A 15545-nucleotide genomic window follows, 5' to 3' on the forward strand; every position below is an offset into this window, starting at 1 on the left:
GGAAGTCATTTGAGGTATTATTCTTTTTTCTTTTTACCTGTCTCACGATCGATAGATTTATCAATATAAGTGTACTTTAATGATGTATCTCCACCGATATTATGATATTGTAGGTTTTTCACTTGTGGATTCGTTAAATGTGCTTCCCCTTTTTGATAAACTGGCGCAATCGGTGCTTCATTAAGCAATAACTCTTCTGCATCTACAAGCGTTTGATTTCGTTCTTCAGGTTTTTGCAATAATTCGCCATTCGCTTTTTCAAGCATTTTATCATATTCTTTATTACTCCAACCTGTATTATTAGACGAATTACCTGTTGTCATAATATTAAGAAACGTCATTGGGTCCGGGTAATCTGGTCCCCAACCTGAAAGTGAAATTTGATAATTTCCACTTTGTTCACGTGCAATACGTTGCTTAAACGGTAATTGTTGGATTTTAACAGTAACCCCTGGTAACGTGGTTTCAACTTGAGATTTAATAAACTCTGCTGAAATTTTAGACGCTGGAGTATCTTCTGTGTTCAACGTGAAAGTGAATTTATCTTTACCTAGTTCTTTTTTAGCTTTATTGTAATTCTCTTTAGCCTGTTTAGGGTCGTATTTCAATGGGGATTTAATTTGATCTGTAAAATCTTTGCCATTAGGTGCATCTGCAGTTCCTTTAGCAGTGAATCCATCCACTTCTTTAGAACCGTTATTCAATACAGAATCTACATAATCTTTTTTATTGATGGCTTGCGAAAAAGCAAGTCTCATATTTTTGTTTTCAAACTCTGGGACTTCATCTTGATTCAATTTCAAGTAGAATGTTGAGGCAAGAAGACGTTTTTTCAATGCAGGATCCCCTTTATATTTATCCACTTGTTCTGCAGAAATTGTCGTATCATCTACTGAACCTGTATCATAAAGTGACGCTCCAGCTTGACCATCTTTTAGAACTTTATAATTGACTTTGTCTAGTTTCACCACGTCTTTATCCCAATATTTATCATTTTTCACTAAAATAATTTTATCTTCAACGGCCCAATCTTTCACTTTGAATGGCCCATTATAAACACTTTTTTCCTCAGATGTTCCGAAGCGTTCCCCGTATTTTTTAACAACTTTTTCATTTTGTGGTAAATATGTAGCAAATGCGAGCATTTCTTTAAAATAAGGAATCGGTTTAGTGAGTTCAAAACGGAGAGTATGGTCGTCAATCGCTTTTACCCCTAGTTCATCCACATCTTTTTTCCCCATATTAATCGCTTCTGCATTTTTTAAATCATACATAATGTACGCATATTCTGAAGCCGTATTAGGGTCAACTACACGTTTCCATCCATATTCAAAATCATGGGCAGTGACTGGATCTCCATTTGACCATTTGGCATCTTTACGTAAGTGAATCGTCCAAGTTTTACCTCCATTCGTAATTTCAGGGTCTCCTTGTGCAACGCCCGGTTCAGCTTTATCATTTTTTCCTGCTGTGTATAAACCTTCATAAACTTGGCTAAATTTATCAAAACTTACATTATCCGTTACTTTAGCAGGGTCTAATGACGCCATATCTTGAGGAATCACTTTTCGAAATACTTGCCCTTTTTCATCATAAATCCCTTCAGCATTACCGCATGCAGATAATACAATAACTGAACTCATGATTGCCCCGAGTAGTTTGACTTTATGTTTTGCGATTTTCAATTGCATTTCCCCCTTCCTTTGTTTTATACATGTAAACCGTTATTTTGAGTGAATTCTTGAAACTCTTCTTCTGTCGCAAGGACGTAATGATTGGGTGTGAAGGCCTTTAATTCACGTGGCGCATCTGGATTCTTTTCTCCTTCATACGCAAAACGTTTTCGTGTACGTTCGCTATCTGGATCTGGTTGAGGAACAGCCGACAATAACGATTTTGTATAAGGATGTAATGGGTGATTATAAATTTCGTCTGCGGGCCCTAATTCGACAATTTTCCCTAAATGCATAACTGCAATTCGATCTGAAATATATTTCACCATCGATAAATCATGCGCAATAAATAAAAACGTAATATTGCGTTCTTGTTGAAGTTTTCGCATCAAGTTAACGACTTGGGCTTGAATCGATACATCCAGTGCCGAAATAGGCTCATCCGCAATAATAAATTCTGGTTCTACCGCTAAAGCACGAGCAATACCGATACGTTGTCGTTGTCCACCCGAAAACTCATGGGGATAGCGATTGGCATGACTTTTACGAAGTCCTACTGTTTCTAGTAAGTCATAGACGCGTTTTTTACGGTCTTTTTTATCTTTCGCTAAACCATGAATATCAATACCTTCAGCCACAATGTCCATAACTTTTAATCTTGGATTTAATGAAGCATACGGATCTTGGAAAATCATTTGGATTTTTTTATTAAACTGAAGCAAATCTTTACGTTTTTTAATACTTTGAATATTAACCCCTTCGTAAAGCACCTGACCTTCTGTCACATCGTTGAGTTTAATAATGGCCTTACCTGTTGTTGATTTCCCTGAGCCGGATTCTCCAACAAGGCCAAATGTTTCTCCTCGATAAATATCGAACGAGATGTCATCAATTGCACGGACTTCATTCCGTTTTCCTTGGTTGAAATACTGTTTTAAATGTTTAACTTCCACTAAAATATCTTTTTCAGCCATTAAAACGACACCCTTTCTACGCGTTCTGGTTTCGCAAAATTGTTCGGCATTGGACGCTGTTTACGTTTTACCAATTCTGGAGGCTCTACTTTTGGAGCACGCTCATCTAACAACCAAGAACGAACATAGTGGGTCGGTGATACTTTAAACCACGGCGGCGCTTCTTTAAAGTCAATCGCCAATGCATACTCGCTACGTGCGGCAAATGCATCCCCTTTTGGCGGATGAACTAAATCTGGTGGCGATCCCGGAATCGCCCGAAGTTCAGTTGACCCTTCAGTTTCTAAATCTGGCATGGAAGATAATAACCCCCATGTATACGGATGTTTGGGATCATAAAATATTTCATCAACATCGCCTGTTTCAATCATTTGTCCACCATACATTACGGCTACTCGGTCTGCTACGTTTGCGACAACTCCCAAATCATGTGTAATGAAAATAATAGAAGTATCTATTTTTTGTTGTAATTCTTTCATTAAGTCTAAAATTTGTGCTTGCATCGTAACATCTAACGCTGTTGTAGGCTCGTCTGCAATTAAAACTTTAGGTTCACATGCAAGTGCCAGTGCAATGACAATACGTTGACGTTGTCCTCCTGAAAATTGATGTGGATATGCGTTAAAACGCTCTTTCACACGTTTTAAACCGACAAGTTCTAACAACTCAATTGCGCGTTGTTTCGCTTCTGCTTTACTTAAACCAATATGTTTAATAATCGGTTCCATCACTTGCTTTCCTATTTTCATTGTTGGATTAAGTGATGTCATCGGATCTTGGAAAATCATCGAAATCTCTTTTCCTCGTAATTTCATCAATTCTTTTTCCGATTTTTTTGTTAAGTCTTCGCCATTAAAAATGATGCTACCTTGTTTAATACGACCCGACTTCCCTTGGAAAAGCTTCGTAATCGCTTTTGTTGTGACAGATTTTCCTGAACCGGATTCTCCCACAATAGCTAACGTTTCCCCTTTGTTTAAATAAAAATCTACACCTCGAACAGCTTGCACTTCTCCGACCTCAATATCAAAGGAGACATGCAAGTCATTGACTTCAATCACGCGTTCTGACATGTGCCATACCTCCTTTATTTTCTCATTTTAGGGTCAAATGCATCTCTTAGACCATCACTGAATAGGTAGAAGAATAAAATTAATAAACTTAAAATGAAAGCCGGAATAAATAGTTGGTGCGGATGAATCAATAACATTGCGCGACCTTCATTGACAAGTGAACCTAATGATGTTTGTGGTGCTGGAACACCAATACCGATAAAGCTTAAAAATGCTTCGAAGAAAATCGCATTAGGTACTGTGAACATAGAAGTTACAATAATAGCTCCTAATGTATTTGGTAAAATATGTTTAAAAATTAACTTTAAATTCGACGTCCCTAATGTGCGTGAAGCTAAGACAAATTCTTGATTTTTCAATTTTAAGAATTCTCCACGTACAACACGACTCATTCCAATCCAACCTGTAATGGCCATCGCTAAAATAATTGTCCAAATGGAAGGTTCAAATATTAAGACGAATAAAATAACAACGATGAGTGTTGGAATGGATGAGATGATTTCAATGATACGTTGCATAATATCATCAACACGGCCTCCAAAATAACCAGAAATCGCACCGTAAATTACACCAATGAAAATATCTAGTAACGCCGCCACTAACCCAATAAATAACGAAACTTGTGCACCTTGCCAAGTTCTTGTCCAAATGTCACGTCCTAGTTGATCTGTTCCAAACCAAAAGTTTTGTTTGACGTGCGCTTTATCGTAAGCATTACCGTCAATGCCTTCTCCATCAAAAGGTAAAAATGGAATTTGATCTAAAACAGCAATTTTCGGAGGCAAGTTACGACGTTCGACATCTTGCTCTGCATAATCATGCGAACTTATGAGTGGACCTACAATTGCTAAAATGAGGATAATAATTAACCCTATCATCCCTACAACCGCAAGTTTGTTGCGTGTTAATTGTGACCAAGCATCTTGCCAAAACGTACGTCCTTCTCTTTGAAAATCTTGTTCGCTGCTATCAGGTGCCCCTGTACGCACAAAGTCTTCATGCATAATCCCTGCCGTTTGAGCGACTGTCGCACCTGAATGATCGTCTTTAGGTAAAATACGTTCTTCTTTCGTCATTACTTTTTACCCCCTTGCAAACGGATTCTAGGGTCGATAAGACCATATAGAATATCGACAATAAAAATGGAAACAATGAATAGTGTACTGAACAATAAAGTAATGGCCATAATCACAGAAAAGTCATTTGTAGTAATTGAACGTACAAATTGATCCCCTAGTCCAGGAACACCAAAAATATTTTCAATGGTTAAAGTCCCTGTTAAAATACTTGCAAGCATCGGAACGAGTATCGTAATGACTGGAATAAGTGCATTTCGTAATGCGTGGCCATATAAAACGCGGCTCGTCGAATTCCCCTTTGCTCGAGCTAATAATATGTAATCTGAACTTAACACTTCAATCATTTCTGCTCTAATATAACGTGCTACTGTTGCGATAACGACAGCTGATAATGCTAATGAAGGTAAAATTGCAGTGGAAATACCTTCCCATCCTGCCACTGGAAACCATTGGAGACGTACAGCAAAAACGTATTGTAGCAATACTGCTAAAACGAAGGATGGCACAGAAATAGCAATAACTGAAATAAAGGTGGCGAGATAGTCAACCCATGTATTTTGTCGTGTGGCTGCGATAACCCCTAAAAACAGACCGACAATAACCCCTATCACCATAGAAAAAAGCCCCATTTGAAAAGATGGCACTAATCTCGGTTTAATCAAATCCCAAACGGGCTGATTATCATATTGGAAAGAGTTACCAAAATCACCTTTAACGACATTCGCCATATAGTTGCCGTATTGAATAGGTAATGGATCATTTAAACCATATTTTTCATTCAACATCGTTTTTTGTTCTTCGCTTAATTTTTCATCATTAAACGGTGATCCAGGCATCAACTTCATAAGAAAAAACGTGATTGTAATAATGATAAATAGTGAAATAACCATATATAACAATCGTTTTAAAGTATACTTAAGCATCCTACAAACCCCCTTGTGTTTAATTAACATTCCCTTCAAAATTTTCAGAAATATTAATAATATTATAATCACAAGGCTCCGAATTAATCAATATCATTTCAATTTACAGTGATAAAGGAATTAAGGGAGAAGTAGCTTTAAATCTATATTTCTTTTCATTAAAAATTATTTATATCCTCTTAAATAACTTCAAATTAATTGAGTAGTAGGTTACAATGATGAAAACAAATAGTAAGGAATGACATTATGCCACGTCTCACTAATCAATCATGGATTTATATTATAATCACCCCAGCACTTACACTTTTTTCATGGCTCTTAAGTACGCATACTTGGACCCATTTCATAAATTTATTTTTTACCTTTTCCATTATTTTTTCAATCTTACTATTCACATTGCTTATTATTCAGGAAGGCATCTTTGATGTGACAAGTTTTGGATTTCGGCGTTTTAAGTATCAATTAATGCGCAGTAAAGATAAAAAACACTATGAATCCGATGAGTTCTTTAACCCGAAACAACCCAAAAAATCTCATTATGTCGTACAATCTTGGATTAAGCCTGCATTACTTATGCATGTTTTTTACATACTACTCTCCTTTTTAATGGCTTTTACGGTACATTAACTATACAAATATATGCATATACAAAAAACAGATGTCTCCTCTAAAAAGACACCTGTTTTTTAGTTTTATAAAAAATCCTTTTATTATTTTTTCGTCTGCTGATCTTATTAAGTCAAAGATGTTGCCCCAAAAAGCATTGAGGGAGTTAAATTTGACGTGTTTCTACTATTATATATGTGAGAATTCCTTTTTTATCTCTTCACTTTAGTTACCATAATGTACTTTTAAAAAGAACAGTTTTGTATAATTAATCAATAACATACAAAAAGGCTTGCTATAGAAATATTCACCTATTCTATAGCAAGTCTTGAGATTTTATTTATTGGTTATATTTTTTAAAGACTAATACCGCATTATGTCCACCGAAACCTAAACTATTACTCATCGCATAATTAATTTCGCAATCTACAGCTTTATTTGGTGTAATGTCTAAATCAATTTCAGGGTCATTGTTATCCGCATGAATTGTTGGCGCAATTTTACTGTCTCTTATTGACAACACAGAGAAAATCGCTTCTACGCCACCTGTTGCACCTAATAAGTGTCCTGTCATTGATTTTGTAGAACTGATTTTAAGTGATTTTGCCGCTTCACCAAATGTTTTTTTGATGGCTCTAATTTCAAATAAGTCACCGACAGGCGTACTTGTGCCATGCGCATTTAAGTATTGAATGTCACTTGGTTGAATGCCTGCATCATTCATTGCTGCTTCCATTGCACGTGAGCCGCCTTCACCATCTGGACCTGGGGCAGTAATATGATGCGCATCACCTGTTGATCCATAGCCTACAATTTCAGCGTAAATATTTGCGCCACGGGCCTGTGCCGATTCTAAAGATTCAAGTACTAAAATCCCTGCACCTTCACCCATAATAAAACCATCACGGCCTTCTTGGAATGGGCGACATGCTGTTTCAATATCATCATTTGTGGATAATGCACGACTCGCACTAAATCCAGCGATGGCCATATGTGTAATCGGTGCCTCTGTGCCTCCAGCAATCATCGCATCCGCATCGCCACGTTCAATAAATTTGAACGCTTCACCAATGGAATTTGTTGCAGTCGCACAAGCTGTCACTGTTGAACCATTTGGACCTTTCGCGCCTAAATCGATAGAGACTTGTCCAGTCGCCATATCTGGAATTAACATAGGTACAAAGAACGGACTTACACGACGGGGTCCTCTTTCTTTAAGCAAGTCGTGGGCTTCTTCAAATGTTTCCATACCCCCGATACCTGAGCCAATCCATACACCAACGCGGTTGGCATTCGTTTCATCTATCACTAATCCAGAATCTTTCACTGCTTGTCGTGCAGCGACTACAGCATATTGTGTAAAACGTGACATTTTACGCGCTTCTTTTTTAGGGATATTTGCTTCAATATCGAAGTCTTTGAGTTCCCCGCCAATGTGCACATTATAAGGTGTTGTGTCAATGCGCGTAATTTTATCGATTCCGTTAACACCTTTTAAAGCGTTATCCCACATCGTAGGTACATCATTTCCAATTGGAGATAATGCCCCTAAACCTGTAACTACGACACGTTGTTTTTTAGTCATTCATGTTCCTCCTCTATTATTTACCCCATCGAATCACAAGTGATCCCCATGTCAATCCGCCTCCAAAGCCAACTAACACGAGTACATCATCGTCTTGAATTCGACCAGCTTCTAACTCTTCAGATATACTTAACGGTATGGATGCCGCTGATGTATTGCCATATTTATCTACCGACACACTCATTTTTTCCTTCGGGATATCTAATCTTTGTCTTGCAGATTCCATGATACGAATATTCGCTTGATGCGGTACGAATAAATCGATGTCTTCTGGCTGTAAATGCGCTTTTTCGACTACGCGTAAAGACGAATCTCCCATAATGCGTACCGCAAATTTAAATACTTCACGTCCATTCATTCGGATAAAATCGGTCTCTTGATCTTGATATAAGTATTTACCTCCGATTCCGTCAGAACCTAACTCATAACTTAGAATACCACGGTTGCCCGATACTTCGCCAATAATAGCCGCTCCAGCGCCATCGCCGAATAAAATTGCCGTTGAGCGATCCTCTAAATCTGTAATTCCAGATAATTTGTCTGCGCCTACAACGAGTACATTTTTATAGTCCCCAGATAAAACAAAAGATCTCGCAGTCACAAGGCCGTACATAAAACCTGTACATGCCGCAAGTTGATCTACAGATGCCACTTTACTAAGACCTAATCGGTGTTGTAACATGTTTGCGACAGTCGGAAAACGATGGTCTCCTGTGGATGTCGCTACGATTACCATGTCAATGTCTTCTTTATCAATGCCTGCGTCTTCAATCGCACGGACACTGGCTTCATATGCTAAATCTGATGTATGTTCATCCTCTTTAGCCCATCTACGTTCTTTAATCCCTGTCATTTGGGAAATCCATTCATCTGATGTATCAAGGTATGATTCAAAAAACGCATTATCCACCACACGTTCAGGTGCGTATGCGCCAAATCCTTTAATACCTACATTCATGGTTTGAACACCTTCTTCATTTATTTTTAATACCAGGTAATAATTTACCATAAGGCTAACAAAAATGACAAGTCATATACTGTGACGACTATACAAAATGATATAAGACAATTATAATAGAAATATCAGAAAAATTGGAGGCATATCGCAATGAAATACTTTTTCACATTTTTTTGGGCGGTACTCTTATTAGAGATGGTCAATTTCGTGCTTAACAGCTTAAATGGAGGCGGCGCGATTAGTTTTATCGCTCCAATCGTTTTAGCTGCAATCATGGTAGGCGTTGTGGTATTAATTGATATCGCAATGAAGCCTGATACGAACCATCCTGTTAATGACCATCACAACTAAATTTCGAAATCACATGATTATCTTAATGTCTACTGTTGACAATACATATTGTTGACAGTTTTTTTTGCGTAAAAATAGCGAACTAGGAGGTAACTCCTAATTCGCTATTACACTATAAAACAATTTTTATGATATTTATGCTTCATTTGGTTTTTCGACTTTAAATTCGATTTCACCTTCATGAACATCTCCGAAAACTTTTGTGCCTTCTGGAAGATTTTCTTTAATCATCATACGTGCTAAAGGTGTTTCAACATGTCGTTGAACAAAACGTTTTAATGGACGTGCGCCAAATTGTGGCTCGTAAGCTGTTTCACCCATCCATTTTTTCGCTTCATCTGTCAATTCTAATGTAATGCGTTGATCTGTTAATCTCATATTTAAGTTTCTTAGTACTTTATCGACAATCAATTGCATATCTTCGACAGACAATGGTTTGAACAAGACAATGTCGTCCATACGGTTTAAAATTTCCGGTTTGAAGTAAGCATGTAAACTATCCATTACTGCTTTTTCAGTGTCTTCAGTAATTTCACCGGTATCTTTAACACGATCAAGTAAAATCTGTGAACCTATATTACTTGTCATAATAATAATTGTATTTTTAAAGTCCACACTTCTACCTTTTGAATCTGTTAAACGACCATCATCTAAAATTTGAAGCAAGACGTTAAATACGTCAGAATGGGCTTTTTCAATCTCATCTAACAAAATAACTGAATAAGGATTACGACGTACGGCTTCTGTTAATTGTCCGCCTTCATCATGACCGACATAACCTGGAGGAGCCCCGATTAATCGTGAAACAGCGTGTTTTTCCATATATTCACTCATATCGATGCGAATCATATGACGTTCTGAATCAAATAAAGTGGATGCTAATGATTTTGCTAATTCTGTTTTACCTACCCCAGTTGGACCTAAGAATAAAAATGATCCAATAGGTCGATCTGGGTCTTTAATACCTGCGCGTGCACGCACAACAGCATCAGCGACTAAGTCAACCGCGCGTTCTTGACCTACCACACGCTCATGTAAGATATCAGAGAGGTTTAACAATTTTTCACGTTCTGTTTCGACAAGTTTTGAGACTGGAATTCCTGTCCATTGGCTCACAATTTCTCCAATTTCTTCATCCGTAACGACCTCTCTAATAATACGATCGCTATCAGTTCCTTGTGATTCTTGGAAAGAGGCTTCGAGTTCTTTTAATTCTTTTTCAAGTTGCGGTATTTTACCGTGTTGTAATTCTGCTGCTTTCTCCAAGTCATAGTTGTTTTCTGCATCTTCTAATGCTTTCCGACTTTCATCTAGTTCTGTTCGTTTTTCTTGAACTTTAGCAATTTTTTCTTTTTCTTTTTCTACACGAGATTGTAATTGGGCTTGCACTTCTTTTTCTTCTGCAAGTTCTTCTTGCAATTCTTTTAAACGCATTTGACTCGCTTCATCTGATTCTTTTTTAAGCGCATTTTCCTCAATTTCTAATTGCATTACTCTACGATTCACTTGGTCTAGTTCTGTTGGATTAGAACCCATTTCCGTGCGTATCGTAGCTGAAGCTTGATCGACAAGGTCAATCGCTTTGTCTGGTAAGAAACGGTCTGTAATATAACGATTTGAAAGTTCAGCAGCTGCAACTAATGCACGGTCTTGGATACGTACACCATGGTGAACTTCATAACGTTCTTTTAAACCACGTAAGATTGAAATTGTATCTTCAATATTCGGCTCTTTAACGTTCACTTTTTGGAAACGGCGTTCTAAGGCTGAATCTTTCTCAATATATTCACGATACTCATTTAACGTTGTCGCACCAATACAGTGGAGTTCGCCACGCGCAAGCATAGGTTTTAACATATTTCCTGCATCCATTGCACCATCTGTTTTACCTGCGCCAACTAACATATGGATTTCATCAATAAATAACAGAATACGTCCTTCAGACTCTTTAACTTCTTTTAATACTGCTTTTAAACGTTCCTCAAATTCACCACGATATTTTGCACCTGCAACTAACGCACTCAAATCAAGTTCAAATACTGTTTTATCGAGGAGTGAATCAGGTACATCTCGTTTAACAATACGTTGAGCCAGACCTTCCACTATGGCCGTTTTACCGACCCCAGGTTCACCGATAAGTACTGGATTATTTTTGGTTTTTCGACTTAAAATTCGAATGGTATTTCTAATTTCTTCATCACGGCCGATAACAGGGTCCATATTCCCTTTACGCACTTCTTCGACTAAATCACGACCGTATTTAGCTAATGCCTCATAATTTACTTCAGGATTTTGTGTTGTCACATGATTCCCTCCTCGCACTTTTTTTATAATTTCAATAATGACTTCTTTTTTATGGTTCACAGCTTGTTGTGTGGTTTCATCTATTTCCATTGCCGCTCTTAAAACGTGCTCCATCGAAATATAACTATCTTCATATTCACCCATAAACTGTTCAGCTTTATTAAATAATTCATTTGTTTTCGTGCCTAAATATTGTCCATATTGCACGTTATCCCCTTTTACAGTCGCATAACGTGATAACTTATCCGTATAAGCTTTGTCTAAGGCTTCTGTGTCAATATTTGCACGCTCTAAAATACTTTGATATAAACTTTCAGGTTGTTCTAAAACAGCTTTTAGAACCGCTTCTATTTCTACATTGGTTAAGTGATATTCTTTTGCATATTCAATGGCTTTTTGAAGCGCATTTTGAATAGAATGTGTCATTTGATTAATATCCAAAATGTCTCACTCCTTTATTTAACATAGGTCATTTGACTTTGACTTTCTTTGACCTTAATTATATTATACTCACTCGCGTTAATGATTGCAACCTATAAGTTTGACTTTTTTTGACTATTATTCATTTTTTCCGCATATAACAATAACCGTTCATTTCAAATTCAAACATCACACGGTATAAAAAGAACTCCCTTTGCAATTAAAGGAAGTTCTTTTCATTCAATATTAGCTAACGCCTAATGCTATTTTGGCATAACGTGACATCATATCTTTATTCCATGGTGGATTCCATACGATGTTCACTTCTGTGTCTTTAATTTCTGGCAATTCGCCTAACGCTGTTTTGACTTGATCAACAATCTGTGGCCCAAGTGGACAACCGATAGAAGTTAAAGTCATCTCAACAGTACAAAGGCCATCATCATCTAAATCCACTTTATATACAAGGCCTAAGTTTACGATATCAATCCCTAATTCGGGGTCAATAACATTTTCCAAAGCGCCTAATATGCTATCTTTTAAAGCCTCTTCCATGAGATTCACCTCTTCTAATTAATAACTACTCTCAATATATCAAAATTCAGACACGAGAACAATAAAATGCTATGATAAGTTTACATTGAAACTCGTGCATAAGGAGACATTTATGAAACAACATTTGATTTGCCTCGATCTCGATGGCACTTTATTAAACGATGCAAAAGAAATTACCCCCTATACGTTCAAAGTCTTAAAAACATTACAGGCAAAAGGCCATGCCATCATGATTTCTACTGGTCGGCCATTTCGAGCGAGTCAACGCTATTATCATGAACTTGAAATGGATACACCTATTGTGAATTTTAATGGCGCATACGTACACCATCCTAAAGATCCACAATTTCCCATGCAACATGCGCGTTTAGATGAAGGGATTGCATCAAGTATTATTGAAACTTTGAAAGAAATGGAAGTACAAAATATTATCGCTGAAGTCAAAGACTGCGTGTATTTAGATCGCTATGATGAAAACCTTTTTGAAGGCTTTAGCATGGGTGATGCTCACATTGAAGTTGGCGATTTAAGAACATTACTTCATGAAAATCCGACAAGTCTTCTCATTGAAGCGAAGGAACATCAGATTCCTCGTATTAAACAAACATTAACACGGTTTTATGCTGAAAATATCGAACATCGCCGTTGGGGTGCCCCATTTCCTGTTATCGAAATCGTTAAACGAGGCATTAGTAAAGCAGTAGGTATTGATATAGTCAAAGATTATTTAAACATTGAACGTCAACATATTATTGCTTTTGGTGATGAAGACAACGATATTGAGATGATAAAATACGCAAAACACGGTGTCGCAATGGAGAATGCCATTCCTGAACTCAAACACATCGCTAAAGAGACAACCGCTTCAAATAACGAAGACGGCATCGGTCTCTACTTGAATGATTTTTTTCAACTTAACTTATCTTATAAGGACATCAAGGAGGATTAAAAATGACACAAAAAGTAATTGTTGTAGGTGCTGTTGCAGGTGGCGCAACGGCTGCGAGTCAATTGCGCCGATTAGATGCCTCTGCTCAAATTAACGTTTATGAAAAGGACCGAGATATGAGCTTTGCAAATTGTGGGTTACCTTACTACTTAGGTCATGTGATTAAGTCACGTGACGATATGTTACCGATTACTCCAAATGATTTTAAAGAAAAGAAAAATATTGATGTTTATTTAAAACATGAAGTCATTGCTGTTAACAGTGCTAAAAACACGGTACAAGTTAAAAACCATCAAACTGGGGATATTTTTACAGATCACTATGATACCCTCATTTTAAGTCCAGGTGCACGTGCTCATCGATTAAATTTCGACGTCCCCCATTTATTCACGTTACGTAATATGGAAGATACGGATGCGATTGAAAATTATATCAATGATCATCGTGTCGAACGTGTACTCATTGTAGGCGGCGGTTATGTCAGTTTAGAAGTATTGGAAAATATGTATGAAAGAGGATTAAAACCGACGTTAATCCATCGTTCTGAAGCAATTAATAAACATATGGATCAAGATATGAATCAAGTTATTTTTGATTCATTGAAAGAAAGAGAGATTCCTTACCGATTAAATGAAGAAATAAAGGCAATAAAGGGCAACACGGTCTCGTTCACTTCTGGTCTCCAAGAAGACTACGATTTGATTATTACAGGCATTGGTGTAAAACCGAATTCAGAGTTCTTAAAGGACTCAGGCATACATCTTGATGACAAAGGTTATATTCCAGTAAATGCACGTTTTCAAACAAATGTGCCTAACGTGTACGCCTTAGGTGATATCGCGACGAGTCATTACCGTCATGTTGATTTACCTGCACATGTCCCATTAGCTTGGGGTGCCCATCGAGGCGCAAGTATTATTGCCGAACAACTTGCCGGTAATTCCAATATTACTTTCAAAGGGTTTCTCGGTGCAAATATCGTTAAGTTTTTCGATTATACTTTAACAAGTTCTGGAATTGCGCCTCATGAGTTAAAACATTTTGATTATGAGGTGGTCAACGTCAACCAAACGGCGCATGCTGGCTATTACCCTAATAATAGTACGCTTCATTTGAGAGCTTATTATGAAAAGACAAGTCGAAAATTATTGCGTGCCGTTGCTGTAGGAAAACAAGGTGCAGATAAACGAATTGATGTGCTCACTATGGCGATGATGCACTGGGCAACAATAGATGATCTTACTGAATTTGAAGTGGCTTACGCGCCGCCATATAGCCATCCTAAAGATGCGATTAATATGTTAGGCTACAAAGCAAGACCTTAAACTTAGTTGTTATTGAAAGACGAAACATGTAACGCGCTTTACGATGAGATTACACTTCTCATTGAATGTAAAAAGAACGCATTGGGAAATAGTAACCCAACGCGTTCTTTTTTATGGCATTTTTTAAAGCCATTTCTCATGAGTAAATTAATGAAATAACTGCGTCAATGGACCCCAAGGTAAAATAATACCAAGAATAATCGTAATCAACGCAACAACCCACGTTGCAATAAATAATCCACGACTTGAGGCTTTACGTTTTTTACGTGCAATTGTCACTTCCATTAAGCCTACAATCGCAATACCTAAAATCATCTTTAATGTTAATAACATATGATTGGCACCAGAACTTGTGAAAGCATTCGCAACGAGCCAAAAACCTGTAATTAATACTAAAAGCATGAATAAACGTGTCGCCATATGTAATGGTTTGAATAATGGTGTTGGACCTTGTTTGCTGGAAAAATTTTCATATACCGCAAAAAATAAAATGAGTAAAATAATCCAACTAATAATGTGAAGATTAATTAAGACCACTATGACCCCTCCTTTTATACATAACTTTATTAATTGTACCACATTTCATGTATTCATTCATTTAAATAACCGTTCTTATAGACCTTCAAACAAAGAGAAAAAATTCTTTCACATTGTTCAACATTATACAATAAATCAACGAGGGGTAACACTAACAATAACAATCCCTTTTTCTCAAAAATAATCACGAAAAAACTGCCTACAAAGACAACTTTGTAGACAGTTCATCCGAA

General features: G+C 37.1%; 14 protein-coding genes. 4 read left to right on the forward strand and 10 right to left on the reverse strand.

Translation table 11 applies throughout. The annotated features are described in order from the left end of the window. Positions 1-17: 17 nt before the first annotated feature. The 5 genes from G8Y84_RS05605 to opp3b form a co-directional block, all read right to left on the reverse strand. Entirely contained in the window at positions 18-1643 is a 1626-nt protein-coding gene (locus G8Y84_RS05605; RefSeq protein WP_233655895.1) for a peptide ABC transporter substrate-binding protein, read from the reverse strand. Positions 1644-1708: 65 nt separating this feature from the next. After that, positions 1709-2647 (reverse strand): ABC transporter ATP-binding protein, encoded by a 939-nt coding sequence (locus tag G8Y84_RS05610; protein WP_037572198.1) that lies wholly within the window; start codon positions 2645-2647, stop codon positions 1709-1711. Then, positions 2647-3720 (reverse strand): ABC transporter ATP-binding protein, encoded by a 1074-nt coding sequence (locus tag G8Y84_RS05615; RefSeq protein WP_037572201.1) that lies wholly within the window; start codon positions 3718-3720, stop codon positions 2647-2649. The genes G8Y84_RS05610 and G8Y84_RS05615 overlap by 1 nt, the downstream gene beginning before the upstream one ends. Before the next feature lie 14 nt (positions 3721-3734). Further along, the gene (gene opp3C / locus G8Y84_RS05620) at positions 3735-4796 is read right to left on the reverse strand and encodes an oligopeptide ABC transporter permease (protein WP_037572204.1); all 1062 of its coding nucleotides are present in this window, start codon (positions 4794-4796) and stop codon (positions 3735-3737) included. Then, a complete protein-coding gene (gene opp3b / locus G8Y84_RS05625; protein WP_037572207.1) occupies positions 4796-5722 on the reverse strand; it encodes an oligopeptide ABC transporter permease in 927 nt (308 codons plus the stop codon). The genes opp3C and opp3b overlap by 1 nt, the downstream gene beginning before the upstream one ends. 246 nt (positions 5723-5968) lie before the next feature. Here opp3b and G8Y84_RS05630 point away from each other — a divergent pair, with 246 nt between their 5' ends. Then, positions 5969-6349, forward strand: coding sequence for a DUF3899 domain-containing protein (locus G8Y84_RS05630; RefSeq protein WP_037572210.1), 381 nt, complete (start codon positions 5969-5971; stop codon positions 6347-6349). A gap of 319 nt (positions 6350-6668) precedes the next feature. Here G8Y84_RS05630 and fabF read toward each other — a convergent pair whose 3' ends face one another. After that, positions 6669-7913, reverse strand: coding sequence for a beta-ketoacyl-ACP synthase II (fabF, locus tag G8Y84_RS05635; protein ID WP_105965168.1), 1245 nt, complete (start codon positions 7911-7913; stop codon positions 6669-6671). 16 nt (positions 7914-7929) lie between these two features. Beyond that, positions 7930-8871 carry a beta-ketoacyl-ACP synthase III gene (locus tag G8Y84_RS05640; protein ID WP_105965167.1) on the reverse strand — a complete coding sequence of 314 codons (942 nt, stop codon included), beginning with the start codon at positions 8869-8871 and terminating at the stop codon, positions 7930-7932. Positions 8872-9021: 150 nt separating this feature from the next. Here G8Y84_RS05640 and G8Y84_RS05645 point away from each other — a divergent pair, with 150 nt between their 5' ends. After that, positions 9022-9222, forward strand: a complete 201-nt coding sequence (locus tag G8Y84_RS05645) for a DUF2929 family protein (protein WP_037572217.1) — start codon at positions 9022-9024, stop codon at positions 9220-9222. A 135-nt stretch (positions 9223-9357) separates the two neighbouring features. On the opposite strand, the gene clpB is transcribed toward G8Y84_RS05645, so the two are convergent. Both clpB and G8Y84_RS05655 read right to left on the reverse strand, forming a co-directional pair. Next, positions 9358-11967, reverse strand: coding sequence for an ATP-dependent chaperone ClpB (clpB, locus tag G8Y84_RS05650; RefSeq protein ID WP_037572219.1), 2610 nt, complete (start codon positions 11965-11967; stop codon positions 9358-9360). A gap of 225 nt (positions 11968-12192) precedes the next feature. After that, complete coding sequence (locus G8Y84_RS05655; protein WP_037572221.1) at positions 12193-12501, reverse strand: metal-sulfur cluster assembly factor; 309 nt, start codon at positions 12499-12501, stop codon at positions 12193-12195. 112 nt (positions 12502-12613) lie between these two features. Here G8Y84_RS05655 and G8Y84_RS05660 point away from each other — a divergent pair, with 112 nt between their 5' ends. Further along, positions 12614-13450 carry a Cof-type HAD-IIB family hydrolase gene (locus tag G8Y84_RS05660; RefSeq protein WP_037572223.1) on the forward strand — a complete coding sequence of 279 codons (837 nt, stop codon included), beginning with the start codon at positions 12614-12616 and terminating at the stop codon, positions 13448-13450. A gap of 2 nt (positions 13451-13452) precedes the next feature. After that, the gene (locus G8Y84_RS05665; protein WP_105996721.1) at positions 13453-14775 is read left to right on the forward strand and encodes a CoA-disulfide reductase; all 1323 of its coding nucleotides are present in this window, start codon (positions 13453-13455) and stop codon (positions 14773-14775) included. Positions 14776-14922: 147 nt separating this feature from the next. Here the strand turns inward: G8Y84_RS05665 and G8Y84_RS05670 are convergent, their stop codons facing one another. Beyond that, positions 14923-15312, reverse strand: a complete 390-nt coding sequence (locus G8Y84_RS05670) for a YisL family protein (RefSeq protein WP_037572226.1) — start codon at positions 15310-15312, stop codon at positions 14923-14925. Positions 15313-15545: the final 233 nt, after the last annotated feature.

The organism is Staphylococcus sp. 11511212, from assembly GCF_011394755.1.
GTDB lineage: Bacteria > Bacillota > Bacilli > Staphylococcales > Staphylococcaceae > Staphylococcus > Staphylococcus chromogenes.